Origin of the sequence: Streptomyces sp. NPDC086777 (assembly GCF_040702065.1) — a bacterium.
GTDB lineage: Bacteria > Actinomycetota > Actinomycetes > Streptomycetales > Streptomycetaceae > Streptomyces.
Genome location: NZ_JBFBJI010000045.1, coordinates 1 through 25,897 on the forward strand (window position 1 = coordinate 1; position 25,897 = coordinate 25,897).

Consider the following 25,897-nt stretch of genomic DNA (forward strand, 5'->3'; position numbering starts at 1 on the left):
GTGGTGGCTTCTCGCGCAGTTCCCCGCGCCCCTGGAAGTCGGGGTGCTGGTGCAGCGCCCCTTCAGGGGCGCGGGGAACTGCGCGATCAGCCACGACGGGCCCGCGGCCGAACATGGGGCCGGCCCCGGTGGGGCATACCGCCGTCGGGGGGTGCGTCGGGTGGTTCGCGGTGCGGCGCACGTGGTGTTCCGGTGCGTGACCGGACGCTGGAGTGGCGCGTTGAGCATTCCCGCCCCCGAAAGGCCGACGAATGACCACACGTGAACCGCTCGCGCCCCAGCGTCCCGCCAGATCGCGGCTCGCGGCCTGCCTCGTGAGCGCCGTGACGCTGTCCGCGCTCGCCGCGCAGCCGGCCGGCGCCGGGAACGGCGCCCCGGCGGCCGGGCCCGGCTGCGCCGACCTCGCGCGGACGGTGCTCGCCGGCTCCCACCTCAAGAGCATCAGCTCCGAGGTCGTACCGGCCTCCGGGACGCTCCCGGCGTACTGCCGGGTCGACCTCGTGCCCACCCGAGCCGTCAACGTCCGCGTCACCCTCCCGCTCAGCACCGCCGACGCCGGCACCGGCGGCACCTACACGGGCGCCTGGAACGGCCGCGTCCTGAACACGGGCGGCGGCGGGTACGCCGGTGACCTCGGCGACCTCGGCGAAGCCGTCCGGCGCGGCGAGGTCGGCTCGGTCACCGACACCGGCCACAGCTCCGCCTGGTGCGACGCGACCGACCCGAGGACCGGCGAGGCCAACGCCCAGCCCGGCTGCGGCGAGGCCGGCGGCGGCTTCGTGCTGTCCCCCTCGGGGAGGCTGAACACCCGGCAGGTCGACGACTTCATCGACCGCAGCCTGCACCTGCAGACGGTCTGGGCGCTCTCCCTCGCGAAGACCTACTACGGCCGGGCCGCCCGGCGGAACTACTGGGTCGGCGGCTCCACCGGCGGCCGGCAGGGCTGGCAGATGGCCCAGAAGTACGGCGACGAGTACGACGGCTTCCTGCTCGGCTACCCGGCGGTCAACTGGAACCGGTTCATCATCGGCGAGGCCTGGCCCGCGGTCGTCGTCAACGAACTCCTCGGCCCCGCCGGCCTGTCACCCGCCAAGAGCGCCGCCGCCGGTGCCGCCGCCGTCGCCGCCTGCGACCCCGAGGACGGCGTCATCGACGGGGTCGTCGCCGACCCCCGCCGCTGCACCTTCGACGCCCGCGAGGTCAAGGGCCTCACCCCCGCGGAGGCCGAGGCGATCGACCTCATCTGGGACGGCCCGCGCGACGCCGACGGCAACCGGCTGTGGGGCGGCATCACCCGCGGCGCCACCTTCTCGGTCCTGCTGCCCGGCGGGAACACCATGAGCCCGCTGATCGAGACGTACCTCCGCAACTGGCTGGAGCAGGACCCGGACTACGACTGGCGCAGGAACCTGACCATGGAGGACTTCCCGCGGTTCTTCGAGGCGTCGTACCGCAAGTTCGAGCGGACCGCCGCCACCGACAGCACCGACCTGTCCGGGGTCCGGAGGAACAACGGCAGGATCCTCTTCTACGCGGGGACCGAGGACCCCCTGATCGTGCCGTTCAACTCCTACAACTACCAGCAGCGCCTGTTCGGCCGATACGGCGTCCCGGGCACCCGCTCCTTCGTCCGCACCTTCTACTTCCCGGGCGTCGGCCACACCGAGCCGGACCTCGCCGGCACCACCGACGCGCGGTCGCGGCTCCTGGACGCCCTGGAGGCGTGGACCGAGCACGGCAGCGTCCCGGAGTCCTTCGACCAGAAGGGCCCCGCCCCGGGCACCGAGCGCACGGTCTGCGCCTACCCGGACACCGCCACCGCCCCTGGCGCGGGCGCCTCGTGCAGGACCCGGACGAGCGTGCCGGCCGACCTCGCCGCGCAGTCGACCACCGTCCTCGACCGGCGCTGAGAGGCCGGGGAGCGGCTAGAACAGCCGCTCCCCCAGCAGCAGTGCCCCGATGCCCAGCATCGCCGCCCCCGAGGTGCGGGTCACCGCGCGGGCGGCACGGGGGCGGGCTGCCAGCAGGACGCGGGAGAGGGCGCCGACGGTCAGGTAGACGGCGGCGCAGGCGGCCATGTGCAGGGCGCCGAGGGCGGCGGTCTGGGCGGCCACGGGGAGGTGGGTGCCCGTCGTGACCAGGAACTGGGGGAGCACCGAGAGGTAGAGCAGCAGCCCCTTCGGGTTCAGGCCGCTGATCGCGGCGCCCCGCCGGAAACCCCGCGGTCCGGCCCCCACCTCTCCTGCGCCCTCGGCCTCCCGCGGGACCGTCGGGCGGCGCAGTACGCCCCAGCCCAGCCACAGCAGGTATCCGGCGCCGGCCACGGTCAGGACCGTGAGCAGCCGCGGTGACCGGGCGACCAGTACCGCGAGGCCCGCGACCGCCAGCGCGGTGTGCAGTGCGTACCCGGCGACCAGGCCCGCGACCGCACGCGGCACCGAGCGGCCGCGCACCCCGGCGGCGATCACGTACGCCCAGTCGGCGCCCGGCACGCACACCAGCAGCAGGTCGACGGCGAGGAAGGAGAGCAGGAGTCCGGTGTCCATGGGAGGGACATTAGGTGCGATTGTCCCGAAAGTGTTTCCGAAATTTGCTCGCGAGTACCGGTTTCGGGGGAGAATCTTGCTCATGGACGACGTGGACCGGAAAATCCTTGCCGAGCTTCAGCAGGACGGGCGGCTGACCGTGACCGAGCTGGCCGGGCGGGTGCGGCTGAGCGTCTCGCCGTGTCACCGGCGGCTGCGCGAGCTGGAGCGGTCGGGGGCGATCGGCGGGTACCGCGCGGTGGTGGACCCGGCCGCGGTGGGGCTGACCTTCGAGGCGCTGGTCTTCGTCTCCATGCGGCAGGAGGACCGGGACACGGTCGCCGACTTCGAGCGGGCGCTCGCGGAGATCCCCCATGTACTGGACGCGCAGCGGCTGTTCGGTGAACCCGACTACCTGCTGCGGGTGGCCACCGCCGACCTCGCCGCCTTCCAGCGGCTCTACGACGAGCGGCTCGCGACCCTGCCGGGCGTACAGCGCCTCACCTCGACGCTGGTGATGAAGCACGTGGTGCGGGACCGGCCGTTGCCGGCTTAGGGCGGCAGGCGGTGGTTCACCCGCTGCGCGGGAACCACCGCCTGCCAGACAGGACCCGGGGTGCGACTACTTCGTCGGCTTCTTGCCGGTCACGCCCAGATGCACCAACAGCGCCAGGTTCGGCTTCAGTTCGGCCTGCTTCACGCCCCAGCTCTGGAAGCCCTTCTGGTGCGCGGCGACGGCCGCGAGCATGGCGACCAGCGAACCGGCCACCGCGGCCGGGTTCACGTCCTTGTCGACCCTGCCCTTGGACTGCAACTCCGTGATGGAGTCGGTCAGGGAGTTGTTGACCGAGTTCAGGATCTTCATACGGATCTTGTAGAACCGTTTGTCCCCCTCGGCCGCTCCGAGATCGACCACGCGCAGGATCGCGTCGTTCTTGCGCCAGAACTCCAGGAAACCGTCGACGAGTTCCTGCGCGGTCGCCCAGCCGGCCTTGCCGACCCAGGAGCGCCCGGCGAGGAGCTCGGTCAACTGACCGCCCTCGGTGGCCATTTGCTCGGCGATCTCCAGGACGGCGCCCTCGACGTCCGGGAAGTACTGGTAGAAGGTCGCGGGCGAAGTGCCCGCCTTCCGGGCGACATCGATGACCTTGACGTCCCGGTAAGGGGAGGAGCTGAGCATCTCGCTGAGGCAGTCGAGCAGCTTCTGCCGGGTCGCCTGCCCACGCCGGCCGGCCACGCGGCCGTCGACGGTACGCACTTGTCCTGTCATGCCGTCAGCTTACCGAGGGGTGATCGGAGCGCGATTCGGCCGACTGCAAATGGGGTGCGCGGGTGTATAGGGGCCGGTGCGGCTGGTCTGCGCGGTGCGGGCCGGGCGGTTACTTTGACGACATGGCCGAAAACAGGGCATCCGGATACGCGACGGGATACGCGGAGGGCGTCCCCTGCTGGGTGGACGTACAGCTCCCCGACGTCGAGGCGGGCAAGCGGTTCTACGGCGGCCTCTTCGGGTGGACCTTCGAGGACGCCGGCCCGGAGGCCGTGTGGGCCCTCCTCGACGGCGCGGCCGTCGCCCGGCTGGCCCGGAAGCGGGACGGCCGGATGCCCACCGTATGGACGGTGTACTTCGCGACCCCGGACGCCCGGGACCTCGCCCGCCGGGTGGTCGCCGCCGGCGGGCAGGTCGTCAACGACCCCGTACCCGTCCGCGACCTCGGCACCGCCGCCCTGGCCGCCGACCCCACCGGCGCCGTCTTCGGCCTCTGGCAGGCCGCGGGCCACCCCGGCTTCGGCGTCCGGCACGCCCCCGGGACCTTCGCCTGGGCGCAGCTCTACACCAACGACCTCGAGGCGGCCAACGTCTTCTACGGCCGGCTCTTCACCGCCGCCCTCTTCGGCGCCGACGCCGAGCCGGACTTCGGCCGAGCCCCGGTGACCGAGGTGTTCGCGGCCGGGATGCCGTCCCAGTTCGTCGTCCACTTCCGCACCGGGGACGTGGCGGCCGCGGCCCTGGCCGTGCAGCAGCTGGGCGGCCGGGTCCAGACGCCGCCCTTCGAGACGTCGTACGGAAAAGCGGCCGTCGTGACCGACAATCAAGGGGCGTTCTTCGCGCTGCTGGAACGCTGAGGCCGGAAACATGCGGGCCTTGGCGGACAAATGTCTCACTTTGTCATGAGACACCCCGATTCGTCGCCGGGTTCGCAACCTGTGCCCGGGCCAGGAAGAATCGGGGTGCGTGCCGCCATGGCGGTGCGGTGGTGAGACGCTGCACGGGGTCGCGTACATATGTGGGTGGACGGGGCCCGTACGGGGAGGTGGCAGGCAAGTGGTGGATCAGCTGACGCAGCACGATCCGCGGCGGATCGGGCCGTTCGAGGTGCTGGGACGGCTGGGGGCCGGCGGCATGGGGCTGGTCTATCTGGCGCGCTCGGCGTCCGGGCGGCGTGTGGCGATCAAGACGGTACGGACCGAGCTCGCCGAGGACCAGCTGTTCCGGGTCCGCTTCACCCGCGAGGTGGAGGCGGCCCGCGCGGTCTCCGGCTTCTACACGGCCGCCGTCGTCGACGCCGACCCGCGTGCCGCGGTGCCGTGGCTGGCGACCGCGTACGTGCCGGCGCCCTCCCTCGAGGAGATAGTGAACGACTGCGGGCCGCTCCCGGCCCAGGCGGTCCGCTGGCTCGCCGCGGGCGTCGCCGAGGCACTCCAGTCGATCCACGGCGCCGGGCTGGTGCACCGCGACCTCAAGCCGTCCAACGTCCTCGTCGTCGAGGACGGCCCCCGGGTGATCGACTTCGGTATCGCGTCCGGTGTCTCCAACACCCGGCTGACCATGACGAACGTCGCGGTCGGCACCCCCGCCTACATGTCCCCCGAGCAGGCCAAGGACTCCCGCAGCGTCACCGGCGCGAGTGACGTCTTCTCCCTCGGTTCCATGCTCGTCTTCGCCGCCACCGGTCACCCGCCCTTCCACGGCGCCAACCCGGTCGAGACCGTCTTCATGCTGCTGCGTGAGGGCCCGGACCTCGAAGGACTCCCGGACGAACTCCGTCCCCTCATCGAGTCCTGCATGCAGATGGACGCCACCGCCCGCCCCAACCCGGCCGACCTCCAGGCCCAGCTCGCCCCCCACCTGTTCGGCTCCGGCTCCGACGACAGCGGTACGGCGTCCGCCTGGCTGCCCGAGAAGGCGGTCGGGCTGATCGAGTCCCGCCGCGGCGGCCGCCCCGCCGTCAAACCCTCCGCCGGCCCCTCCGGCGGCCGCAGCGCGGGCCGCCTCGCCGTCCCGCCGCCGCCCTCCTACGACCCGGTGGTCCCCGGTCCCGTCCCGGTGGGCGCCCCCGACACCGGCCCGGTCCGCCTCGCCGGCGCCCCGGTGCCGATCGGCCCGGGACCGCGCGTCGCCGACGCCCGCGCCGCCGCCGTGAAGGCACCTCCGCCCGAGGCCGGCCTGGTGGCCAGCTGGTCCCGCCCGCACCCCGGCGTCAACGGCGCCGACCCGGCCGTTCCGGCGGTTCCCGCCCTGCCCCCGGAGACGGCCGCCGGCTGGCGGCCCTGGCGGTTCCGGATGTCCAACGACGTCTGGGGCACCCCGTCCGTCGACGGCGACCTCGTCTACGTCACCTCCTTCGAGGTGCACGCGCTCGACGTGGCCACCGGCCGCCGCCGCTTCAAGACCCGCGACGTCGCCTGGTCCATGGCGGTCGCCGACGGCCGGGTCCACGCCTCCGACGGCCCCACCCTGTTCGCCCTGGAGGCTCGCGAGGGCGGGGACCTGTGGCGGCTGTCCACCGACGCCTGGGTGTACTCCCTCAAGGCCGACCGCGGCACCCTCGTCACCGGCACCCGGGGCGGCGGCGTGCAGGCCTGGGAGGCCTCCAACGGGCAGAAGCTCTGGGAGCTGGCCGGCGCGCAGACCGACTTCGAGGCCCCCGAGTCCGGGCCCTGCCTGCACGACGGCAGGGTCTACGTCTGGCAGGACGCGCGCCTGCGCGCGCTGGACGCCCGTACCGGCGACGAACGCTGGTCCTACCCCATCGGCGACGCGGCCTCCTGCGGCGGCGTCCCGGTCCGCCTCACCCACGCCGACGACGGCTTCGTCTACGCCTCCGCGGGCACCCGCGTCATCGCCCTCGACACCGCGAGCGGCCGGGTCCGCTGGCACTTCGAGGCGCCGGCCGTCTTCCTCTCCCCGCCCACCTACGTGCCCGGTCCCGCGGTCGCCGGAGGCGGGATCTACCTCGCGGACTACCTCGGCACCGTCTACGCCCTCGACGCCACCGACGGCCGCGACCGCTGGCGCATCGCGACGGAGGCCCGCGCCTCGATCGAGCCGGTCCTGGTGGCCGCCGGCCACGTCCACGTGGGCAGCGGCAAGGGCCTGTACACGCTCGACGCGGTCACCGGCACGCCCAAGTGGCGCTTCCAGGCGGGCGGCGACGTGGTGGGCGCCCCGGTGGTGGCCGAGGGCCGCATCCACTTCGGGTCCACGGACCACCTGCTGTACACGCTGAAGGCCGACGACGGCCGGCTGCGGTGGAAGCTGGCCACCGGCGGGGAGATCACCGGGTCGCCGGTGGTGCGGGACGGGGTGGTGTACGCGTGCAGCAAGGACCGGTGCGTGTATGCCCTGGACGCCGAGAAGGGCACCGGTACGGCCCGGACCGCCTGAGCGCCGTGGTGGGGCCGGTCGCAGGGCCACCGTGGCTTGGCGGGGGCTCGTCGCGCAGTTCCCCGCGCCCCTGGGTTTGCTGTCGCCCCGGTGGTGGAGATGTGCGGGTGGCCCGTGTGCCGGGTTCGGTCGGCGGGTGGCTGCGGATGGGTGGGGGTTTGGCGCGCAGTTTCCCGTGGCCCCAACAGAAAGGGGGCGCTGCATCGGCGCCCCTTCAGGGGCGCGGGGAACTGCGCGATCAGCCCCCGCGCACCCGCAGTCGCCCGGCGGCAGCCGTCGGCGCTTTCCTGGGCGGTCGGCGGCTCAGCGGATGTGCGGTGACGTGCGCGTGCGGTCGGTGAACAGTTCCGTCTGGCGCTCGGCCGGCAGGTTGCCCAGGGTGATCAGGTGCGGTGCCTGGGCCCACCCCCGGTCCCGGTCCGCCCCCCTCGCCGCCCACAGCGCCCGCACGCTGCCCTGCACGCCCTCCGTCGGATACCCGGCGATGACGGTCGCGCACCGCACGGCCGCCGCCTGCGCCTCCCCGGCGGGCGTCACCTCGGACACCAGCCCCACCTCGTACGCCCTGCGCGCCCCCATCCGCTCGGCGTTGCCCATCAGCACCATCCGGGCCACCTCCCCGTACGGCATCCGCTGCGCCATCAGCACCGACTCGTACGCGCTGACCATGCCGTAGGAGGTGTGCGGGTCGAAGAAGGCCGCGGTCTCGTCGGCGACGACGAAGTCGCACTCGCCGATGAGGTAGAAGGCCCCTCCGCAGGCCATCCCGGCCACCGCGGCGATCACCGGTTTCCACAGGTCGTTCGCCTTCGGCCCGACGGCGATCAGCGGGTCGTCCTGGCTGTACGGCGAGGACGGCTGCGGCACCACGGCGTCCCGGTCGAGCCCGGTGCTGAAGGCGCGCCCGCCGGCCCCGGTGAGCACGACCGCCCGCACCGCGTCGTCGAAGCGCAACGCCCGCCAGGTGGAGGCGAGTTCGGCGGCCGTCGCGAGGTCGATGGCGTTGAGGCGTTCGGGTCGGTCGAGGGTGACGACGGCGATGCCGCTCTCCTTGTCCGCGTCCAGCCGCAGGCTCACGGCCGCTCCAGGACCCACTGCGGCAGACCGTCCGCGAAGACCGCCTGCACCCGGGCGCCGATCCGGATCCGGTCCGGGGGCAGGGAGCCGAGCGGCGCCCCGGCTTCCGTCACCACGTTGCCCACCAGCCGTACCCGGGGCGCGTCGTCGAGCTCCACGACCACCACGTTGTACGGCGCCTGCGCCGCGTACTCGGGCAGCAGCGGCGGGTGCGGGACGACGTACGACCAGATCCGGCCCCGCCCGCTCATCGGCCGCCACCCGCTCGCGAAGGACTGGCAGTGCGGGCAGCAGGGGCGGGGCGGGAAGCGGGGTTCGCCGCAGTCGGCGCAGGCCTGGACGCGGAGTTCGCCGCGGGCCGCGTACTCCCAGAAGGGGGCGCCGTCGGTGTCGGTGACCGGTCGCAGCATGTCAGCTCCGGTTGGTGAGGAGGAGGGCGGAGGTCGGGACGCCCTCGCCCGCGGTGACCAGGCAGGTGGTGGCCCCCGGCACCTGGGCGGTGCTGGTGCCGCGCAGCTGTTTGACGCCCTCGGTGATGAGGTTGAACCCGTGCACGTAGGCCTCGCTGAGGCCCCCGCCACCGGTGTTGACCGGCAGCCGCCCGCCGATCTCCAGGGCGCCCTGCTCGGTGAAGGCCCCGCCCTCCCCGCGGCCGCAGAAGCCGTACCCCTCCAGGGAGAGCGGGACGAGGGCGGTGAACGCGTCGTAGATCTGGGCCACGTCGACGTCCTCGGGCGTCAGGTCGGCGTGCTTCCACAGGTGCCGGGCGGCGGTCCAGGCCGGGCCGGTGAGGGGGTCGTCGTTCCAGTAGTTGACCATGCCGTGGTGCTGGGCGGGCAGGCCCTGGGCGGCCGCGTGGACGTAGACGGGGGTTTGCCGGCAGTCCCGGGCCCGCTCCCTGCTCACCACCACACAGGCGAGCGCGCCGTCCGTCTCCAGGCAGTTGTCGAAGAGGCAGAGGGGCTCGCTGATCCACCGGGAGGTCATGTACATCTCGCGGGTGAGGGGCCGGTCGTACATGACGGCGGCCGGGTTCTGGTTGGCGCGGTTGCGGCAGGCGAGGGCGACGTTGAAGAGGTGGTCGCGGGTCGCGCCGTACTCGTGCATGTAGCGGCGGGTGAGCATGGCTATCTCGTCGGCGGGCCGGAGCAGGCCGAAGGGGCGGGTCCACTGGGCGGGGGTCGGCAGCTGGACGGTGGTGTTGGTCCAGGGGCGGGGGCCGGAACCGCGCTTCCGGGACCGCCAGGCGACGCCGACGGTGGCCTGGCCGCTCGCTATCGCGGCGGCGAGGTGGGCGACCGTGGCACAGGAGCCGCCCCCGCCGTACCCCGCCTTGCTGAAGAAGGTCAGGTCGCCGAACCCGACCGCCTTGGCCAGCTCCACCTCGTCGGTCTCCTCCATCGTGAAGGAGGCGAGCGCGTCGACCTCGCCGGGCGCGATGCCGGCGTCGTCGAGGGCGGCGAGGACGGCCCGGCAGGCGAGGGTCTTCTCGTCCTCGTCGAGCCGTTTGGCGAAGGGGGTCTGCCCGATCCCGACGACGGCGGTGGCGTCCTTGACGCCTCTGAGACCGGCCATGTGCCCGCACCTCCACGGCTGTCACCATTTGCTGACAGGTCGTCAGGCTACAGCTAATCTGACGGACAGTCAGCTATGCGTCCGGGGAGGCCGGTTGTGCGCGGTGACATGGAGTGGGGGACCGTTCCGGGACTGGTGCGGTCGGCGGCGGAGCGGTACGCGGACGTCGAGGCGGTGGTGGAGGGCCGTACCCGGATCACGTACGCCGAACTGGGCGCCCGGGTGGAACGGGCGGCGGCCGCCTGCCTGGCCGCCGGTGTCGGGACGGGTGACCGCGTCGGTATCTGGGCGCCGAACTCCCTGGACTGGATCGTCGCGGCGCTGGGCGCCGTGTCGGCGGGCGGGGTGCTGGTCCCGCTGAACACCCGCTTCAAGGGCGCGGAGGCGGCCGACGTGCTGCGCAGGAGCGGGGCCCGGCTGCTGTTCGTCACCGGGACCTTCCTCGGGACCTCGTACGTGGCGTCGCTGCGGAGGGCGGCGGGGGAGGGGGACGGCAGCGGCCCGCTGCCGGGACTGCCGTCCCTGCGGGACGTGGTGGTGCTGTCGGAGGACGCGCCCGTCGGCTTCCGCACCTGGAAGGACTTCCTGGCGGCCGGGGAGCGTGTCGGCGCCGGTGAGGTCACCGCCCGCTCGGCCGGGTTGGACGGCGGCTGCCTGTCCGACATCGTCTTCACGTCCGGTACGACCGGTCGCCCCAAGGGCGCGATGATCACCCATGCGCAGACCCTGCGCGGGTACGAGATCTGGGCCGACCTGGCGGGTCTGCGCACCGGCGACCGCTACCTGATCGTCAACCCCTTCTTCCACACCTTCGGCTACAAGGCCGGTGTGATCGCGTGCCTGATGCGCGGGGCGACGATGATCCCGCAGCCCGTGTTCGACGTGGCGACGGTCCTGGCCAACGTGGCGGCGGAGCGGGTGTCGGTCCTCCCCGGCCCCCCGACCCTCCACCAGTCCCTCCTCGACCACCCGGCCCGGGACGCCCACGACCTCTCCGCCCTGCGCCTGGTGGTGACGGGCGCGGCCGTCGTACCCCTGCTCCTCGTCGAGCGGCTGCGCGGCGAACTCGGCGTCGAGACGGTCCTGACCGCCTACGGCCTCTCCGAGGCGAGCGGGATCGTGACCATGTGCCGCCGGGGTGACGACCCGACGGTGATCGCCTCGACGTCGGGCCGCGCGATCCCCGGCACCGAGGTGCGGGTGGACGAGACCGGGGAGGTGCTGGTCCGCGGCTTCAACGTGATGCGCGGCTACTTCGAGGACCCGGCGGCCACCGCCGAGACGCTGACGGCGGACGGCTGGCTGCGTACGGGGGACGTCGGCGTCCTGGACCCGGCCGGGAACCTCCGCATCACCGACCGCCTCAAGGACATGTTCATCGTCGGAGGCTTCAACGCCTATCCGGCGGAGATCGAGCAACTCCTCGGCCTGCACCCCGATGTGGCGGACGTGGCGGTCGTCGGCGTCCCGGACGCCCGCCTGGGCGAGGTGGGGAGGGCCTTCGTGGTCCGCCGCCGGGGCGCACTCCTCACGTCCGACGACCTGATCGCCTGGGCACGACGGGAGATGGCGAACTACAAGGTGCCGCGGGAGGTGGAGTTCGTGCCGGAGCTGCCGCGGAATGCCGGCGGGAAGGTGGTGAAGGGGGAGTTGCGGGCTCGTTAGACCAGCGATCGGCACGCGAACACGCCACGGCCGCGACGGCTTCCCCTCCGCGCCGCCGCGGCCGATCCCCGTCGTGGGTGAGCGTCACGCCTTCTCGGAACCGGCGTGGTTCTCCAGGGTCGTCACGACGCTTTCCGGCAGGAGGCCGGCGTGGTTCTCCAGCGGCTTGACGACTTCGCCCTCCGTGACGCTGCCCGCGTGGTTCTCCAGCGGCTCCACCGTCGAGGAACCGTCGTCCGGGCTGCCGGCGTGGTTCTCCAGCGTGGCGATCTTCGGCTTCTTCGATGCTTCGGTCATCGTCGGCACCTTTCTGTTGAACGTCTGAGATGACGACGGGTCCGTCCGGCGACTCCCCCGGGTGTCGCCGGACGGACCTGTCAAGGCCGCTCACACTAGATGGTGGGGCCAGGTGCCGAGCCGTCTGCCCCCCGACGCGACGGTCTGGCACCCATGAGAATGCCGTGCGGGCATAAACAAACGATGAACGTGCCGTTCGTCCGTTTCCTCAGGCCGCCGCGGTCGGCCTGAGAAGGGCCTTCACCTGCTCGGCCTCGGCCGCCCCGAACTTCTCGTGGACGGCGAGCGCCTCGCTCCAGCACGCTCGCGCGCGGTCGGTCTGCCCCAGCTGGTCGAGGGCCTGTCCCAACGTGGTCAGTACGTTGGCCCGCATCCAGTCACCTCCGATGACCTGCAGGGCAAGGGCCTGCTCCGCGTGCCGTGCGGCCAGCGCGAGTTGCCCGCCCGCGAGATGTGCCTCGGAGATACGGAAGTTCGCCGTGCCCTCCCAGAGGCGCTGCCGGTTCTCCTGGAAGAGCCGCAGGGCTTCCTGGAGTTGCTCCAGGGCCTCGGACGTACGCCCCGCCGCGCTGAGGGCGATCCCGAGGGCGAGGCGGGCGTTGGCGACGCGCACGGTCAGGCCGAGCTGGTCGTAGATGGCGAGTCCCCGCCCGGCCAGCTCGACCGCGGTCGTCAGCCGGCCCAGCTTGACGTGGATCCGGGAAAGGTTGCACAGGGCGCTGGCCTCGCCCGGCAGGTTGCCGTCGGCGCGGTAGTTGTCGATCGCCTCACGCAGGTGCCGCTCCCCGTCGTCGTTGCGTCCCTGGTAGAGGGCGATGATCCCGCGGTCGTTCGGGGCCCAGCAGCGCGGCGCGAGGTCCCCCGCGGTCTGGGCGAGCCCGATCGCGAGCCGGGCCTCCTCGTCGGCCTGGGTGAACTTGTCGGAGACCAGGAGGGCGTTGGTCAGCGCGGTGCGCGCCCGGCCCTCGGCGCGGCCGTCGCCCAGCTCCTGGGCCGCGTCCCGCAGTGCCACGGCCGTTGCCTCGTAGCGGTGCGAGTTGGCGCCGGACTCCGCAAGGTCCTTGGCGACCCACAGCAGGTCGACGGCCCGCCTGAGCATGCCGAGGGCCGCGCCCTGCCGGACACACGCCAGCAGGCAGTCGCCCTCGGCGTAGAGCCAGTCGACCGCGTTCTTGGAGTCGGCGAAGGCGAGGCCCGGGTAGGAGGTCGGCTCCAGGTGGTTCACCAGGCGGTCCCCCGGCCGCTCGATCGCGTACACCCGCGCCGCCGTTGCCAGGTAGAAGTCCAGCAGGCGGGACATGGCCGCCTCGCGCTCGCTGGGGGGTTGTTCGTCGCGTTCCGCGCACGCACGCGCGTAGAGCCGTACGAGGTCGTGGAAGCGGTACCGGCCGGGTGCCGCCGATTCGAGCAGGGACGTGTCGACGAGGGTCTCCAGGAGATCCTCGGTCCTGTCCTGCGGGAGGTTCAGGACGGCGGCCGCGGCGGCCAGCGACATGTCCGGTCCCTCGGCCAGGCCCAGCAGGCGGAACGCGCGGGCCTGGGCCGGTTCCAGCTGGCCGTAGCCGAGTTCGAAGGTGGCCTTCACGGCCAGGTCGCCTGCCTGGAGTTCGTCGAGGCGGCGCCGTTCGTCGCCGAGCTTCGCCGCGAGGACGGAGACCGTCCAGGTGCGGCGGGCCGCGAGGCGGGACGCGGCGATGCGGATCGCCAGGGGCAGGAAGCCGCAGGCCGCCACCACGTCCAGGGCGGCCTCGCGCTCGGCGGCGACCCGCTCCGCGCCGACGATCTTCGTGAAGAGCTGCAGCGCCTCGTCCGGGGACATCACGTCCAGGTCCACCAGGTGCGCCCCGGCCAGGTCCACCATCCGTACCCGGGCGGTGACCAGGGCGGCGCAGCCCTCCGTGCCGGGGAGCAGGGGCCGTACCTGGGCCGCGTCCTTGGCGTTGTCGAGGAGGACGAGGACCCGGCGGCCGTCCAGGACCGAGCGGTACAGCGCCGACCGCTCCTCCAGGGAGTCGGGGATGCCGGAGTCCGGGGTGCCGAGGGCGCGCAGGAAGGAGCCCAGGACCGTCTCCGGCTCGGCCGCCCGCGGGCCCGCGCCCTGCAGGTCCACGTACAACTGGCCGTCCGGGAAGGCGGACCGGGCCTGGTGGGCCACGTGGACCGCGAGGGTCGTCTTGCCGACGCCGCCGATGCCCGCCAGCGCCGACACGGCCATCACCCGGCCCTCGGCCGACGCCAGCACCTCGCTCAGCTCGGTGACGAAGGCGGCGCGGCCGGTGAAGTCCGGCACCGTGGCCGGGAGCTGGGCGGGGCGGACCGAGGCGGGCGCAGGGTCCGGCGCGGGCGAGGAGGGTTCGGCCAGGGCCGGATCGGCCTGCAGGATCCGCTGCTGGAGGTCGCGCAGCCCCGGGCGCGGATCCACGCCCAGCTCCTCCGCCAGCAGGCGGCGGGTGTCCGCGTACACCGCGAGGGCCTCCGCCTGCCGGCCGCTGCGGTACAGGGCGAGCATGAGGAGCTCACGGAGGCGTTCGCGGAGCGGGTGGGCCGCGGTGAGCGCCGTCAGCTCGGAGACGGCCTCCGCGTGGCAGCCCTGCTCCAGATCCATGTCGAGTCGGGATTCGAGGAGTTGCAGGCGCCACTCCTCCAGCCGGGCCCGCTGGGCCTCGGCGTACGGGCCCGGCACCCCGGCCAGCGGTTCGCCGTCCCACTGGGCCAGCGCGCGGGCGAGCACCTCCCGTGCCTGGTGCAGGTCGCCGGCGCTCTTCGCCTTCTCCGCCTCGGCCGCCAGGTCCTGCGCGACCGCCACGTCCAGCGCGCCCTCGCCCAGCCCGCGCACCGCGTACCCGCCGGACTCGCTGGCCAGGACCCCGGGGTCCAGGATCTTGCGCAGCCGGGACGCGTACGTGCGCACCGCCGCCAGCGCCTGCGACGGCGGCTCGGGGCCCCACAGCGCGTCGATCAGCTCCGCCGCGGTCGCGGTCCGGCCCTCGCGCAGCAACAGCGCGGCGAGCAGAGCACGTTGCTGCGGGGAGCCGGTGCTGAGCGGCTCCCCGGCCCGCCAGGCGCGCACCGGGCCGAGCACACTGAAGCGCAACGCCGCCGCCTCCGTCGCGGAGGAGGCTCGCCGCTGCTCCGGCACCCGCGGTCCACCGTCCATGCCGGTCCCCCTAGACATCCCGCTTCACCCCGTCAGTCTGCCTTGTCCGGGCGGGTCGCGTCAGCCGGGGGAGACGCCGATCACAGGGCGGCACGCGGTGGTCCACACGGTCTTCACACGGCGGCGGCCCGCCTCAGCAGGCCCGACTCCTGGCGTAACGATTCCGCGTGCAGGTCGGCCTCCTTGGTGCCGGATCCGGCGAACGTCCGCACGAGGTGGGTCACGCGCGCCTGACGAACCGTCATCCCATAGCTGACGGTTCGTCAGATTGGCGCTACCGTGAGCGCCATGGACACCCAGGACGGCACCTTCCCGCTGATCATCTCCGTCGACGACCACACCGTGGAGCCGCCGGACGTCTGGCAGTCCCGCCTCCCGAAGAAGTACCTGGACACCGGGCCGCGCATCGTCCGGGCCCCGCTCAGGGAAATGACCTTCCTCGGCGGCCGGTTCAAGCCGGTCATGGGCAGGCCGGGCGAGGACGGCCCCGTCGGCGACTGGTGGATCTACGAGGACCTGCACCGCCCCCTCACCCGCCTCGACACCGCCGTCGGCTACTCCCGCGACGAGATCAAGCTCGAAGTGATCACGTACGAGCAGATGCGGGCGGGGTCGTACGACGTGCCGCAGCGGCTCGCCGACATGGACGTCAACCACGTCCAGTCCGCGCTCTGCTTCCCGACCTTCCCCCGTTTCTGCGGGCAGACCTTCACCGAGGCCAAGGACCGCGAACTGGCCCTGCTCTGCGTCCAGGCGTACAACGACTGGATGGTGGAGGAGTGGTGCGGCCCGCTGGCCCGGGGCCGCCAGATACCCCTCGCCCTGATCCCGCTGTGGGACGCCGGGCTGGCCGCCGCCGAGGTCCGCCGCAACGCGGCCCGCGGGGTCCGCGCCGTCGCCTTCTCCGAGATACCCCCGCACCTCGGGCTGCCCTCCGTCCACACCGACGACTGGGACCCCTTCCTCGCCGCCTGCGACGAGACCGGCACCGTCGTCGCCATGCACATCGGCTCCAGCAGCAGGATGCCCTCCACCTCCGCCGACGCCCCGCCCGCCGTCGGCTCCACCATCACCTTCGCCAACTGCTGCTTCTCGATGGTCGACTGGCTGATGAGCGGCAAGTTCGAGCGCTTCCCCAACCTGAAGGTGATGTACGCGGAGGGCCAGATCGGCTGGATCCCCTACATCCTGGAGCGCGCCGACGTGGTCTGGGAGGAGAATCGCGCCTGGGGAGGCGTCGCCGACAAGGTCACCCGCCCACCCTCCGAACTCTTCGCCGAGCACGTCTACGGCTGCTTCTTCGACGACGCCTTCGGCCTCCGGAACCTCGACGCGATCGGCGTCGGCAACGTCCTCTACGAGACCGACTACCCCCACTCCGACTCCACCTGGCCGAAGTCACGGGAGGTCGGCGAGTCCCAGATGGGCCACCTGACCCCGGACGTGGTGGAGCGCATCGTCCGCGGGAACGCGATCGAACTGCTGGGGCTGACGGCGGACGGGCTGTGGGGCGGTCCGCGGTGAGTCTCGACCACGGCATCCAGCTCCCGGTGCAGTCCCAGTCCACGATGTACGCCGAGCCCTGGGAGGCCGGGGCGGGTGCCGCCGATCTGGTCGAGATCGCGCGGGCCGTCGACCGGGCCGGCTTCGCCTACCTCGCCGTCTGCGACCACGTGGCGATCCCGCACCGGCTGGCCGGGGCCATGAGCACGGTCTGGTACGACCCGGTGGCCACCCTGGCCCACCTGGCCGCCGTGACCGAACGGGTGCGGCTGCTCAGTCACGTCGCCGTCGTCGGGCTGCGGCACCCGCTCCTGTCCGCCAAGCAGTACGCGACCCTCGACCACCTCTCCGGCGGCCGCCTTGTCCTCGGCGTCGGGGCCGGGCACGTGCGGGAGGAGTTCGAGGTGCTGGGGGTGGACTTCGGGCAGCGCGGGGCGGTGCTGGACGAGGGGATCGACGCGTTGCGCGCCGCGCTCGGCCCGGACGAGTTCCCCTCCCACCACGGCAAGTTCTACGACTTCGAGGGCCTCGGGCAGCGGCCTCGGCCCGCCCAGGAGCGGGTGCCGGTGTGGGTCGGCGGGTCGTCGCCGGCCGCGGTGCGGCGGGCCGCGCTCAAGGGTGACGGCTGGCTGCCGCAGGGTGACCCGCGCGACCGGCTCCCGGCGCAGATCGAACGGCTGCTGCGGCTGCGCGCGGAGGCCGGCGTCGAGGCACCGCTCACCGTCGGCGCGATCACCGAGCCGCTGTACGTCGGCACGCCCGACTGGGCGGTGGGCCGCCGCACGCTCAGCGGCACCCCCGAGGTTCTCGCCGAGTCGCTGCGGGCGTACGGGGCGATGGGCGTGCACCAGATCCAGGTGCGGTTCCGCAGCCGGAGCCGGGCCGAACTCATCGACCAGATCCAGGCGTTCGGGGCGGACGTCGCGCCCCTTCTGAGCTGAGGGAGTGGCATGGGCAAGCTGGACGGGCGGGTCGTCATCGTCACCGGGGCGGCGCGCGGGCAGGGTGAGCAGGAGGCGCGGCTCTTCGTCGCGGAGGGCGCGAGCGTGGTCGTGGCGGATGTGCTGGACGACCTGGGCGAGGCGCTCGCCAAGGAGATCGGGGCGCACTACGTCCATCTGGACGTGGGGGTGGAGGAGCAGTGGCAGGCCGCCGTCGCCGCCGCGAAGCGGGCGTACGGCCGCCTCGACGGGCTGGTGAACAACGCCGGCATCCTGCGGTTCAACGCGCTCGTGGACACGCCCCTCGAAGAGTTCATGCAGGTCGTGCAGGTCAACCAGGTCGGGTGCTTCCTGGGCATGAAGACGGTCGCGCCCGAACTGGACGACGGGGGGACCATCGTCAACACGGCGTCCTACACGGCGCTGACGGGCATGGCCGCGGTCGGCACCTACGCGGCCACCAAGCACGCCGTGCTCGGCCTCACCCGGGTCGCCGCGCTGGAACTCGCCGACCGGCGGATCCGCGTCAACGCGATCTGCCCGGGCGCGATCGACACCGCGATGTCCAACCCGGCGCGGCTCGACCCCACCGCCGACCCGGCGGAGATGAGTCGCGCGCTGGACGAGCTGTACCGCAAGCTCGTGCCGCTGGGCCGGATCGGGCGGGCGGAGGAGGTGGCCAGGCTGGCGCTCTTCCTGACCTCGGACGACTCGTCGTACATCACCGGGCAGCCGTTCGTGATCGACGGGGGCTGGCTGGCGGGGGTCAGTGTCATCTGACGATTCGTCAGCTATTGACGATGACGGCGGCCGGTGCGACAGTCGGCCAACGAAAGGTATCTGACGGAGCGTCAGAAAATATGGGACGGTGAACCGCCTTGGAATTCGGGCTCTTTGTACAGGGATACGTGGGCAAGCGAGCCGAGACCGACCCGCTGGCCGAGCACAAGGCACTGATGGAGGAGACCGAGTACGTCATCCAGGCGGACCAGTCCGGCTTCAAGTACGCCTGGGCCTCCGAGCACCACTTCCTCGACGAGTACTCGCACCTGTCCGCCAACGACGTGTACCTGGGCTACCTCGCGCACGCCACCGAGCGGATCCACCTCGGCTCCGGGATCTTCAACCCGCTCGCCCAGGTCAACCACCCCGTGAAGGTGGCCGAGAAGGTCGCCATGCTCGACCACCTCACGGGCAACCGCTTCGAGTTCGGCAGCGGGCGCGGCGCCGGCTCCCACGAGATCCTCGGGTTCATCCCTGGTGTGACCGACATGAACTACACCAAGGAGATCTGGGAGGAGACCATCGCCGAGTTCCCCAAGATGTGGCTCCAGGACGAGTACGTCGGCTTCCAGGGCAAACACTGGCAGCTGCCGCCGCGCAAGGTGCTGCCCAAGCCGTACGGCAAGTCGCACCCGGCGATGTGGTACGCGGCCGGGTCGCCGCCGTCGTACGCCATGGCGGCGAAGAAGGGACTCGGGGTGCTCGGGTTCAGCATCCAGAAGGTCTCCGACATGGAGTGGGTGCTTGAGCAGTACAAGACCGCGATCGTGAACGCCGAGCCGGTCGGGGACTTCGTCAACGACAACGTCATGGTGACGACGACGGCGATCTGCGCGCCCACGCACGAGGAGGCGATCCGGATCGCGGCGTCCGGGGGGCTGCACTACCTGCCCTCGCTGGTGTTCCGGTACCACGACACCTTCCCGCGGCCCGAGGGGTTCCCGGTGTGGCCGGAGACGCTGCCGGAGTACACGCCGGAGTTCGTGGAGCTGCTCGTCGAGGAGGAGCTGCTGATCTGCGGCGACCCCGACGAGGTGCTGCGGCAGTGCAAGCGGTGGGAGCAGGCCGGGGCCGACCAGCTGAGCTTCGGGCTGCCGGTGGGGGTGCCGAAGGAGGAGACGCTGCAGACGATCCGGTTGATCGGGGAGCACGTGATTCCGAAGATCGACACGGATCCGGTGCACCGGACGACCCGATTCCGGGGTGCCGCGTAATCGCCGTTGCGGGGTGCGGGTGCGGTGTGGCTGGTCGCGCAGTTCCTCCCCCGGCCTTCGGCCGGGGGTACCCCCAGCGCCCCTTCAGGTAGGGCAAGTCCCCGTGTTGGAAAGGGAGCCCCATGCTTGATCACGTCATCAAGGGCGCGACCGTCGTCGACGGGACCGGCGTGCCCGCCTTCACCGCCGACGTCGGCATACGCGACGGTCGGATCGCCGTCATCGGGGCCGTCACCGAGGAATCCCGTACCAGCGAGGACGCGGCCGGGCTGGTCCTCGCGCCCGGCTTCGTCGATCCGCACACGCACTACGACGCGCAGCTCTTCTGGGACCCGTACGCGACACCCTCGCTGAACCACGGGGTGACCACGGTCGCCGCCGGGAACTGCGGGTTCACGCTCGCTCCCCTGAATCCGGCCCGGCCCGCCGACGCCGACTACACCCGTCGCATGATGTCCAAGGTCGAGGGCATGTCGCTGGTCGCCCTGGAGGAGGGGGCGCCCTGGAGCTGGAACTCCTTCGGCGAGTACCTGGACGCCCTCGAAGGCCGGATCGCCGTCAACGCCGGCTTCATGGTGGGGCACTGCGCGCTGCGCCGGTACGTGATGGGGCCGGACGCGGTGGGCGGGCAGCCCAGTGAGGAGCAACTGGCCGAGATCGTACGGCTGTTGCACGAGGCGATGGACGCCGGGGCGTGGGGGTTCTCCACCACCCAGTCCAGCACCCACTCCGACGGGGACGGACAGCCCGTCGCCTCGCGGCACGCGCTCCCGGCCGAACTGCTGGCCCTGTCGAAGGCCGTGGGGGAGCACGAGGGGACGCAGATCGAGGCGATCGTCGCCGGCTGCCTCGACCAGTTCAGCGACGCCGAGATCGAGCTGTTCGCCGAGATGAGCGCGGTGGCCGGGCGGCCCCTGAACTGGAACGTGCTCACGGTCGACGCCGCCGTGCCCGAGCGGGTGCCGCGGCAGCTCCAGGCCAGTGATCGGGCCCGGAAGGCGGGCGGCAGGGTGGTGGCGCTGACGATGCCGATCCTCACGCCCATGAACATGTCGCTCGGTACCTTCTGCGCGCTGAACCTCATCCCCGGGTGGGGGCCGATCCTCGGGCTGCCGGTTCCGGAGCGGATCGAGAAGCTGCGCGACCCGGACGTACGGGCTCGGATGCTGGCGCGCGCCCAGTCCAAGGAGGCTGGGGTCTTCCGGCGGCTGGCGAACTTCGGGCGGTACGTCATCGGGGACACGTACAGCGAGGCGAACGCCGGGCTGTCGGGGCGGGTGGTACGTGACATAGCACAGGAGCGCGGCCAGGACCCCTTCCACACCCTGGTCGAGATCTGTGCCGCCGACGACCTCCGTACCGTCCTGTGGCCCATGCCCACCGACAACGACCCGGCCTCCTGGGCGCTGCGCGCCGAGACCTGGCAGCATGAGGACGTCATGCTCGGCGGGTCGGACGCCGGCGCGCATCTGGACCGCATGTGCGGGGCCCCGTACACCACCCGCTTCCTCGGCGACTGCCTGCGCGGCCGCAAGCTGCTCGGGCTCGAGCGGGCCGTCAAGATGCTGACCGACGATCCCGCCCGGCTCTTCGGGCTGCGGGAGCGCGGGCGGATCGCGGAGGGCTGGCATGCGGACCTGGTGCTCTTCGACCCGGAGCGGATCGCCGCCGGCCAGGCCACCCTGGTGCACGACCTGCCGGGAGACAGCCCGCGCCTGGACTCGAAGGCGATCGGGGTGCGGGCGGTCTGGGTCAACGGTGTCGAGGCCATCCGGGACGACGTGGTGAGCGGATCCGTACCGGGGAAGGTGCTGCGCTCCGGGCGGGACACCAGGACGGTGAGCACCCGGTGAGCGAGGCGGGCGCAGGGGGGGACGGGCAGCGGCTGTTCGTCGGCGGCCGGTGGGTGGTGCCCGACGACGGGTACTACGACGTCGTCGACCCGGCGACCGAGGAGACCGTGGGCCGGGCCCCCGAGGCCTCCGGGGAGCAGGTGCTGGCGGCCTGTGCGGCCGCCCGGGAGGCCTTCGACGGCTGGTCGCGGACGCCGGCGGGGGAGCGGGCGGCGGTGCTGGGCCGGGCCGCCGACCTCATCCGCGGCCGGCTGGGCGCGTTCGCGGACCTCGCCCGCGCCGAGACCGGCGCCACCACCGGCACCGCCCGCGCGATGCAGGTGGGGGTGGCGGTGGCCCGGTTCCGCCGGTACGCGACCGTCGAACCGGCCGAGTGGGCGATCCCGCCGCAGATCAACGAGGCCGGGCCGATGGGGAGGGCGGGCGTGATGGGCGCACTCGCCGTGCGCCAGCCGGTCGGGGTGGTCAGCTGCATCACCTCGTACAACAACCCGTGGGCCAACCCGGCGGGCAAGATCGCGCCGGCGCTCGCGATGGGCAACACGGTGGTGGTGAAACCGGCCCCCCAGGACCCGCTCTCCGTCTACCGGATGGCGGAGGCGCTGGCGGCGGCTGGGGCCCCGCCGGGCGTGGTGAACGTCGTCTCCGGGCGGTCCACCGGTGTCGGCGAGGCGGCCGTGGCCTCCCCCGACGTCGACATGGTGAGCTTCACCGGCTCCACGGCCGTCGGACAGCGCATCGCCGAGGTGTGCGGGCGGGACATGAAGCGCCAGTTGATGGAGCTGGGCGGCAAGGGCGCCGCGGTCGTCTTCGACGACGCGGACGTCGCCTCGGCGGTGGCCGGGATCGGCACCACCTTCTCCTTCTACAGCGGGCAGATCTGCACGGCGCCCACCCGGGTGCTGGTGCAGCGCGGGCTGTACGAGCGACTGGTGGACCAGCTGGCCGCCTACGCGGGACGGCTGAAGGTGGGCGACCCGGCCGCGCCGGACACGGTGGTCGGACCGCTGATCAGCGCGGAGCACCGGGCGCGCGTCGAGTCGTACGTCGAACTCGGCCGGAAGGAGGGCGCGGCGGTGGTGGCGGGCGGCGAACGCCCGGCGCTGGACCGGGGTTTCTACGTCTCTCCCACCCTCCTCGCCGACTGCACGAACGACATGCGGGTGGCCCGCGAGGAGATCTTCGGCCCGGTCGTCTCCGTCGTCCCCTTCGACGACGAGGAGGAGGGCATCGCCCTCGCCAACGACTCCGACTACGGCCTCATCGACTACGTCTGGTCCGGCGACGTGGCCCGTGCCTTCCGGGTGGCGCGGCGGCTGCGGGCGGGCGGCGTCGGGATCAACACCGTGGGGCGGAACATGGAGGCGCCGTTCGGCGGGTTCAAGAAGAGCGGGGTGGGCCGGGACGTGGGCTCCTACGCCCTGCACGCCTACAGCGAGGTGCAGGCGGTCGTCTGGCCGGGATGACGCGTCAACCGGGCCTGCCCGCTTGCCCTTTGGGGCGACGAAGTCTTACGGGGGGACAAAGAACGGGCAACCTGCTTCGCGGCCGGGCCATGCGTCCGTAGCGTCCGGGGGGACAAGGGGGACGGCCCGTTTCCGGTTCGGCGGCGGCCCGCTCCCCTCCCTGGACACGCACGGATCCCGTTCGGAGACCCCCCTCATGGAACACGTCAAGCGAATCGCCCTGACCACCACGGCCGTCGCCGCCGCGGCCGCCGCCACCCTGCTGGGTACGACCGCCGTCCAGGCGTACTCCGCGCGACCCGCGCGCCTCCCGGCCGTGCACGCCCCCGCCGCGCTCGCAGTGCCCGACGGCAACAGGCTGACCGGCGTCTACTCCGCGCACGGCGTGCAGACCTACACCTGCACCGACGGTGCCTGGAAGCTCCTGGAGCCCGCCGCGACGCTCTCCGACAAGCGGGACCGCGCCCACCGCCCGGTCGCCCTGCACTCCCGTGGTCCGGTCTGGGTCTCCACGGTCGACGGCAGCGCGGTCAACGCATCCGCGGTCGCCAGTTCCGCGAAGGACGGCGCCGTTCCCGAGCTGCTCCTGAAGGCCACCGCCACCCGTGGCGCCGGGACGTTCGAGGGTGTCACCTACGTGCAGCGGCTGGACACCGAGGGCGGCGTGGCGCCGGCGGCTGCGTGCACCGGCACGGACCAGGTCTCGGTGCCGTACTCGGCGACGTACGCGTTCTACAAGGCGAGCTGACCGCTCCGCGGAAATGCCGCGATCTGTCGTCCGCCTTCCGCGGCTGCGTCGTGGCTGGTCGCGCAGTTCCTCCCCCAGCCTTCGGCCGGGGGGACCCCCAACGCCCCTTCGGGGCGCTCCTGCTCGGGGCGCTCCTGCTCGGGGCGCTCCCGTTCGGGGTGCTCCCGGTCAGTCGGCGAGGTCGACCCGGATCGTCAGGAGCTGTGTGCCCAGTGCCTTCACGGCCATGCTGTTTCCCCTGGGCAGGGTGCGCAGGCGGGCGACCGGGTCGTCGTCGGGGAGCAGGTGGGCGGTGCCGGAGTGCCACCGTCCGCCGATCCGTACCCGGACCCGCGGATCGGCCTGGATGTTCCGCACGTACTGGGACTTCGTCCCGAACTCCGACACCAGCCAGAAGGAGTCCCCGACCCGCTTCCCGCCCAACGGCGTCCGACGCGGCTGTCCGGAGACCCGGCCGGTGGTCTCCAGCAGCGCCTGGAAGGGCATGAGCCGGGTCAGGGGGTTGGCGACGTGCCGCTGGAAGGCGGTGGTGATGCGGAATCTGCGGTCGGACATCGTTCCTCTGTTTCCGAAGTGGGCTACAGCCGGTCGGCTTTGCATTGCGACATGACGTTCTTTGACAGAATCGGGCACGCAGGTCCGGTTCCGTACACGTTCTCCCTCTCGAATGTCGGTGCGTCACCCGCAGGGGCACAAGCTCCGTACAGCTTCGAGGAGAACCACCGTGTTCCGACACCCTCTCCGTCCTGTCGCGGCTGCCGCCGCCGCGCTCGCCGCCGTCGGCGGTCTGACCGCCGCGACAGCCGGTCCCGCCTCGGCCTCCCCCGCGTCCCGCTCCCGGCACGTCCTGCTGCTGTCGGTCGACGGCCTGCACCAGTCCGACCTGGCCTGGTACGTGGCCCGGCACCCGCGTTCCGCGCTCGCCCGCCTGGCCGGCGGCGGCGTGGAGTACACCCACGCGAGAACCACCATCCCCTCCGACTCCTTCCCCGGCATGGTGGGACAACTGACCGGCGGGGACCCCGGCGTCACGGGGGTCTACTACGACGACACCTACAGCAACGCCCTGCTCCCGGCCGGCACCACCCACTGCGCGGGCGTCAAGCCGGGCGCCGAGGTCGACCTCACCGAGGACCTCGACAAGAACCAGAACTCCCTCGACGCGGGCCAGGGCCTGTCCGGCCTGCCCGGCAGCATCCTGAACATGACCGGTGACGCCGCCACCCTCATCAACCCGGCGAAGCTTCCCGTCGACCCGAAGACCTGCCGGCCGGTCTATCCGCACTCCTACCTCAAGGTGAACACGGTCTTCGACGTCGCCCGCAAAGCGGGGCTGCGCACCGCGTGGTCGGACAAGCACGTCGCCTACGAGATCCTCGACGGTCCGTCCGGCAAGGGCATCCAGGACCTGTTCGCCCCGGAGATCAACAGCCAGGCGATCGGCTACCCGGCCGGCCAGGACTGGACGAAGGACAACGCGGCCACCGAGCAGTACGACGCGTACAAGGTGAAGGCCGTCCTCAACGAGATCGACGGACACGACCACAGCGGCACCCACAGGACCGGCGTCCCGGCGGTCTTCGGGATGAACTTCCAGTCCGTGTCCACCGCCCAGAAGCTGCCGGTCTCCGACGGCCTGACGGGCGGTTACACCACGCCCGGCATCCCCGGCCCGCTGCTCGCGAAGAACCTCGCCTTCGTCGACCGGGAGGTCGGGGCGTTCCTCGACGAGATCCACCAGCGGGGCCTCGACGGCAGCACGACCGTCATCCTGTCCTCCAAGCACGGCCAGTCGCCCACCGACCCGAAGGCACTGACCCGCATCGACGACGGGCCGCTGCTCGACGGGCTGAACGCCGCCTGGAAGGCCGCCCACCCCGGCGCCGGTGACCTGGTCGCCCACGCCGTGGACGACGACGCCATGCTGCTGTGGCTCAACGACCGTTCGCAGGCGGCCACCGGGTTCGCCAAGGCCTACCTGCTCGCCAGGTCCGGCACCGGCAACGGCATCGACGGAGCCGCCAAGCCGTTCACGGCGAGCGGCCTGAAGACCGTGTACGCCGGTGCGGCGGCCGCCCGGTACTTCCACGCCCGGCCCGGCGACTCGCGCGTGCCCGACGTGTTCGGCATCAGCCAGTACGGCGTGGTCTACACCGGCGGCAAGGGCAAGATCGCCGAGCACGGAGGAGCAGCCGCCGACGACCGCGACGTGCCGCTCGTCGTCTACGGCGCCGGGACCCCGCACGCCGTGCGCGTCGACGCGCCGGTGCGGACCACGCAGATCGCGCCGACGATGCTGCGGCTGCTCGGCCTGAACCCGCGTGCCCTGGACGCCGTGCGCATCGAGCACACCAGGTCGCTGCCGGTGCGCTGACCACGCAGGAGGGCGCCCCGCCGGCCGCCGTCGTCCGGCGGCCGGTGGAG

22 protein-coding genes are annotated in these 25,897 nt (G+C 72.5%); 13 read left to right on the plus strand and 9 right to left on the minus strand.

Annotated features, from left to right (window positions below; all coding sequences use genetic code 11):
• Nucleotides 1–251 precede the first annotated feature (251 nt).
• Complete coding sequence (locus AB0472_RS39145) at nucleotides 252–1,910, plus strand: tannase/feruloyl esterase family alpha/beta hydrolase (protein WP_366363981.1); 1,659 nt, start codon at nucleotides 252–254, stop codon at nucleotides 1,908–1,910.
• A gap of 15 nt (nucleotides 1,911–1,925) precedes the next feature.
• Here the strand turns inward: AB0472_RS39145 and AB0472_RS39150 are convergent, their stop codons facing one another.
• Nucleotides 1,926–2,546, minus strand: coding sequence for a LysE family translocator (locus tag AB0472_RS39150; protein WP_366363983.1), 621 nt, complete (start codon nucleotides 2,544–2,546; stop codon nucleotides 1,926–1,928).
• An 82-nt stretch (nucleotides 2,547–2,628) separates the two neighbouring features.
• On the opposite strand from AB0472_RS39150, the gene AB0472_RS39155 reads away from it, so the two are divergent.
• Nucleotides 2,629–3,081, plus strand: a complete 453-nt coding sequence (locus AB0472_RS39155; RefSeq protein WP_366363985.1) for an Lrp/AsnC family transcriptional regulator — start codon at nucleotides 2,629–2,631, stop codon at nucleotides 3,079–3,081.
• Between the two features lie 66 nt (nucleotides 3,082–3,147).
• On the opposite strand, the gene AB0472_RS39160 is transcribed toward AB0472_RS39155, so the two are convergent.
• Nucleotides 3,148–3,795 carry a TetR family transcriptional regulator gene (locus tag AB0472_RS39160; protein WP_366363987.1) on the minus strand — a complete coding sequence of 216 codons (648 nt, stop codon included), beginning with the start codon at nucleotides 3,793–3,795 and terminating at the stop codon, nucleotides 3,148–3,150.
• Between the two features lie 122 nt (nucleotides 3,796–3,917).
• Here AB0472_RS39160 and AB0472_RS39165 point away from each other — a divergent pair, with 122 nt between their 5' ends.
• On the plus strand, nucleotides 3,918–4,652 hold the full coding sequence (locus AB0472_RS39165) for a VOC family protein (protein WP_366363989.1): 735 nt from the start codon (nucleotides 3,918–3,920) through the stop codon (nucleotides 4,650–4,652).
• Nucleotides 4,653–4,851: 199 nt separating this feature from the next.
• On the plus strand, nucleotides 4,852–7,194 hold the full coding sequence (locus tag AB0472_RS39170) for a serine/threonine-protein kinase (protein WP_366363991.1): 2,343 nt from the start codon (nucleotides 4,852–4,854) through the stop codon (nucleotides 7,192–7,194).
• 303 nt (nucleotides 7,195–7,497) lie between these two features.
• Here the strand turns inward: AB0472_RS39170 and AB0472_RS39175 are convergent, their stop codons facing one another.
• Genes AB0472_RS39175 through AB0472_RS39185 form a run of 3 tightly spaced genes read right to left on the minus strand, consistent with a single transcriptional unit; the run spans nucleotide 7,498 to nucleotide 9,846 of the window.
• Nucleotides 7,498–8,271 (minus strand): enoyl-CoA hydratase/isomerase family protein, encoded by a 774-nt coding sequence (locus tag AB0472_RS39175; protein WP_366363993.1) that lies wholly within the window; start codon nucleotides 8,269–8,271, stop codon nucleotides 7,498–7,500.
• On the minus strand, nucleotides 8,268–8,681 hold the full coding sequence (locus AB0472_RS39180) for an OB-fold domain-containing protein (RefSeq protein ID WP_366363995.1): 414 nt from the start codon (nucleotides 8,679–8,681) through the stop codon (nucleotides 8,268–8,270). The genes AB0472_RS39175 and AB0472_RS39180 overlap by 4 nt, the downstream gene beginning before the upstream one ends.
• A 1-nt stretch (nucleotide 8,682) precedes the next feature.
• Entirely contained in the window at nucleotides 8,683–9,846 is a 1,164-nt protein-coding gene (locus AB0472_RS39185; RefSeq protein WP_366363997.1) for a lipid-transfer protein, read from the minus strand.
• Between the two features lie 108 nt (nucleotides 9,847–9,954).
• Between AB0472_RS39185 and AB0472_RS39190 the strand changes: the two genes are divergently transcribed.
• The gene (locus tag AB0472_RS39190) at nucleotides 9,955–11,511 is read left to right on the plus strand and encodes a FadD3 family acyl-CoA ligase (protein WP_366364092.1); all 1,557 of its coding nucleotides are present in this window, start codon (nucleotides 9,955–9,957) and stop codon (nucleotides 11,509–11,511) included.
• Between the two features lie 84 nt (nucleotides 11,512–11,595).
• Here AB0472_RS39190 and AB0472_RS39195 read toward each other — a convergent pair whose 3' ends face one another.
• The 3 genes from AB0472_RS39195 to AB0472_RS39205 all read right to left on the minus strand — a co-directional run bounded on the left by AB0472_RS39195 (nucleotide 11,596) and on the right by AB0472_RS39205 (nucleotide 15,210).
• Entirely contained in the window at nucleotides 11,596–11,808 is a 213-nt protein-coding gene (locus AB0472_RS39195; protein WP_366363999.1) for a hypothetical protein, read from the minus strand.
• Nucleotides 11,809–12,016: 208 nt separating this feature from the next.
• Nucleotides 12,017–14,965 carry a BTAD domain-containing putative transcriptional regulator gene (locus tag AB0472_RS39200; protein WP_366364001.1) on the minus strand — a complete coding sequence of 983 codons (2,949 nt, stop codon included), beginning with the start codon at nucleotides 14,963–14,965 and terminating at the stop codon, nucleotides 12,017–12,019.
• Nucleotides 14,966–15,078: 113 nt separating this feature from the next.
• A complete protein-coding gene (locus AB0472_RS39205) occupies nucleotides 15,079–15,210 on the minus strand; it encodes a hypothetical protein (protein ID WP_366364003.1) in 132 nt (43 codons plus the stop codon).
• 43 nt (nucleotides 15,211–15,253) lie between these two features.
• On the opposite strand from AB0472_RS39205, the gene AB0472_RS39210 reads away from it, so the two are divergent.
• The 7 genes from AB0472_RS39210 (at nucleotide 15,254) to AB0472_RS39240 (ending at nucleotide 23,473) form a co-directional block, all read left to right on the plus strand.
• Nucleotides 15,254–16,489, plus strand: coding sequence for an amidohydrolase family protein (locus AB0472_RS39210; RefSeq protein ID WP_366364005.1), 1,236 nt, complete (start codon nucleotides 15,254–15,256; stop codon nucleotides 16,487–16,489).
• Entirely contained in the window at nucleotides 16,486–17,409 is a 924-nt protein-coding gene (locus tag AB0472_RS39215; RefSeq protein WP_366364007.1) for an LLM class F420-dependent oxidoreductase, read from the plus strand. Before AB0472_RS39210 ends, AB0472_RS39215 begins: the two co-directional genes overlap by 4 nt.
• Nucleotides 17,410–17,418: 9 nt before the next feature.
• A complete protein-coding gene (locus AB0472_RS39220; RefSeq protein ID WP_366364009.1) occupies nucleotides 17,419–18,189 on the plus strand; it encodes an SDR family oxidoreductase in 771 nt (256 codons plus the stop codon).
• 98 nt (nucleotides 18,190–18,287) lie between these two features.
• Nucleotides 18,288–19,406: an LLM class flavin-dependent oxidoreductase gene (locus AB0472_RS39225; RefSeq protein WP_366364010.1), complete on the plus strand. Its 1,119-nt coding sequence runs from the start codon at nucleotides 18,288–18,290 to the stop codon at nucleotides 19,404–19,406.
• Nucleotides 19,407–19,528: 122 nt separating this feature from the next.
• Nucleotides 19,529–21,259 carry a D-aminoacylase gene (locus tag AB0472_RS39230; protein ID WP_366364012.1) on the plus strand — a complete coding sequence of 577 codons (1,731 nt, stop codon included), beginning with the start codon at nucleotides 19,529–19,531 and terminating at the stop codon, nucleotides 21,257–21,259.
• Nucleotides 21,256–22,725 (plus strand): aldehyde dehydrogenase family protein, encoded by a 1,470-nt coding sequence (locus AB0472_RS39235; protein ID WP_366364014.1) that lies wholly within the window; start codon nucleotides 21,256–21,258, stop codon nucleotides 22,723–22,725. Before AB0472_RS39230 ends, AB0472_RS39235 begins: the two co-directional genes overlap by 4 nt.
• A 196-nt stretch (nucleotides 22,726–22,921) precedes the next feature.
• Nucleotides 22,922–23,473: a DUF3455 domain-containing protein gene (locus AB0472_RS39240; RefSeq protein ID WP_366364015.1), complete on the plus strand. Its 552-nt coding sequence runs from the start codon at nucleotides 22,922–22,924 to the stop codon at nucleotides 23,471–23,473.
• A 168-nt stretch (nucleotides 23,474–23,641) separates the two neighbouring features.
• Here the strand turns inward: AB0472_RS39240 and AB0472_RS39245 are convergent, their stop codons facing one another.
• On the minus strand, nucleotides 23,642–24,028 hold the full coding sequence (locus tag AB0472_RS39245; RefSeq protein ID WP_366364017.1) for a nitroreductase/quinone reductase family protein: 387 nt from the start codon (nucleotides 24,026–24,028) through the stop codon (nucleotides 23,642–23,644).
• Between the two features lie 169 nt (nucleotides 24,029–24,197).
• On the opposite strand from AB0472_RS39245, the gene AB0472_RS39250 reads away from it, so the two are divergent.
• Nucleotides 24,198–25,847, plus strand: coding sequence for an alkaline phosphatase family protein (locus AB0472_RS39250; RefSeq protein ID WP_366364019.1), 1,650 nt, complete (start codon nucleotides 24,198–24,200; stop codon nucleotides 25,845–25,847).
• Nucleotides 25,848–25,897 lie beyond the last annotated feature (50 nt).

Coding starts and splice junctions, on each gene's coding strand:
- AB0472_RS39210 (WP_366364005.1), top strand. CDS start 15,254: ATGGACACCCAGGACGGCACCTTCCCGCTGATCATCTCCGTCGACGAC.
- AB0472_RS39240 (WP_366364015.1), top strand. CDS start 22,922: ATGGAACACGTCAAGCGAATCGCCCTGACCACCACGGCCGTCGCCGCC.
- AB0472_RS39150 (WP_366363983.1), bottom strand. CDS start 2,546: ATGGACACCGGACTCCTGCTCTCCTTCCTCGCCGTCGACCTGCTGCTG.
- AB0472_RS39165 (WP_366363989.1), top strand. CDS start 3,918: ATGGCCGAAAACAGGGCATCCGGATACGCGACGGGATACGCGGAGGGC.
- AB0472_RS39185 (WP_366363997.1), bottom strand. CDS start 9,846: ATGGCCGGTCTCAGAGGCGTCAAGGACGCCACCGCCGTCGTCGGGATC.
- AB0472_RS39200 (WP_366364001.1), bottom strand. CDS start 14,965: ATGGACGGTGGACCGCGGGTGCCGGAGCAGCGGCGAGCCTCCTCCGCG.
- AB0472_RS39160 (WP_366363987.1), bottom strand. CDS start 3,795: ATGACAGGACAAGTGCGTACCGTCGACGGCCGCGTGGCCGGCCGGCGT.
- AB0472_RS39180 (WP_366363995.1), bottom strand. CDS start 8,681: ATGCTGCGACCGGTCACCGACACCGACGGCGCCCCCTTCTGGGAGTAC.
- AB0472_RS39220 (WP_366364009.1), top strand. CDS start 17,419: ATGGGCAAGCTGGACGGGCGGGTCGTCATCGTCACCGGGGCGGCGCGC.
- AB0472_RS39205 (WP_366364003.1), bottom strand. CDS start 15,210: ATGACGGTTCGTCAGGCGCGCGTGACCCACCTCGTGCGGACGTTCGCC.
- AB0472_RS39245 (WP_366364017.1), bottom strand. CDS start 24,028: ATGTCCGACCGCAGATTCCGCATCACCACCGCCTTCCAGCGGCACGTC.
- AB0472_RS39155 (WP_366363985.1), top strand. CDS start 2,629: ATGGACGACGTGGACCGGAAAATCCTTGCCGAGCTTCAGCAGGACGGG.
- AB0472_RS39145 (WP_366363981.1), top strand. CDS start 252: ATGACCACACGTGAACCGCTCGCGCCCCAGCGTCCCGCCAGATCGCGG.
- AB0472_RS39195 (WP_366363999.1), bottom strand. CDS start 11,808: ATGACCGAAGCATCGAAGAAGCCGAAGATCGCCACGCTGGAGAACCAC.
- AB0472_RS39230 (WP_366364012.1), top strand. CDS start 19,529: ATGCTTGATCACGTCATCAAGGGCGCGACCGTCGTCGACGGGACCGGC.
- AB0472_RS39190 (WP_366364092.1), top strand. CDS start 9,955: ATGGAGTGGGGGACCGTTCCGGGACTGGTGCGGTCGGCGGCGGAGCGG.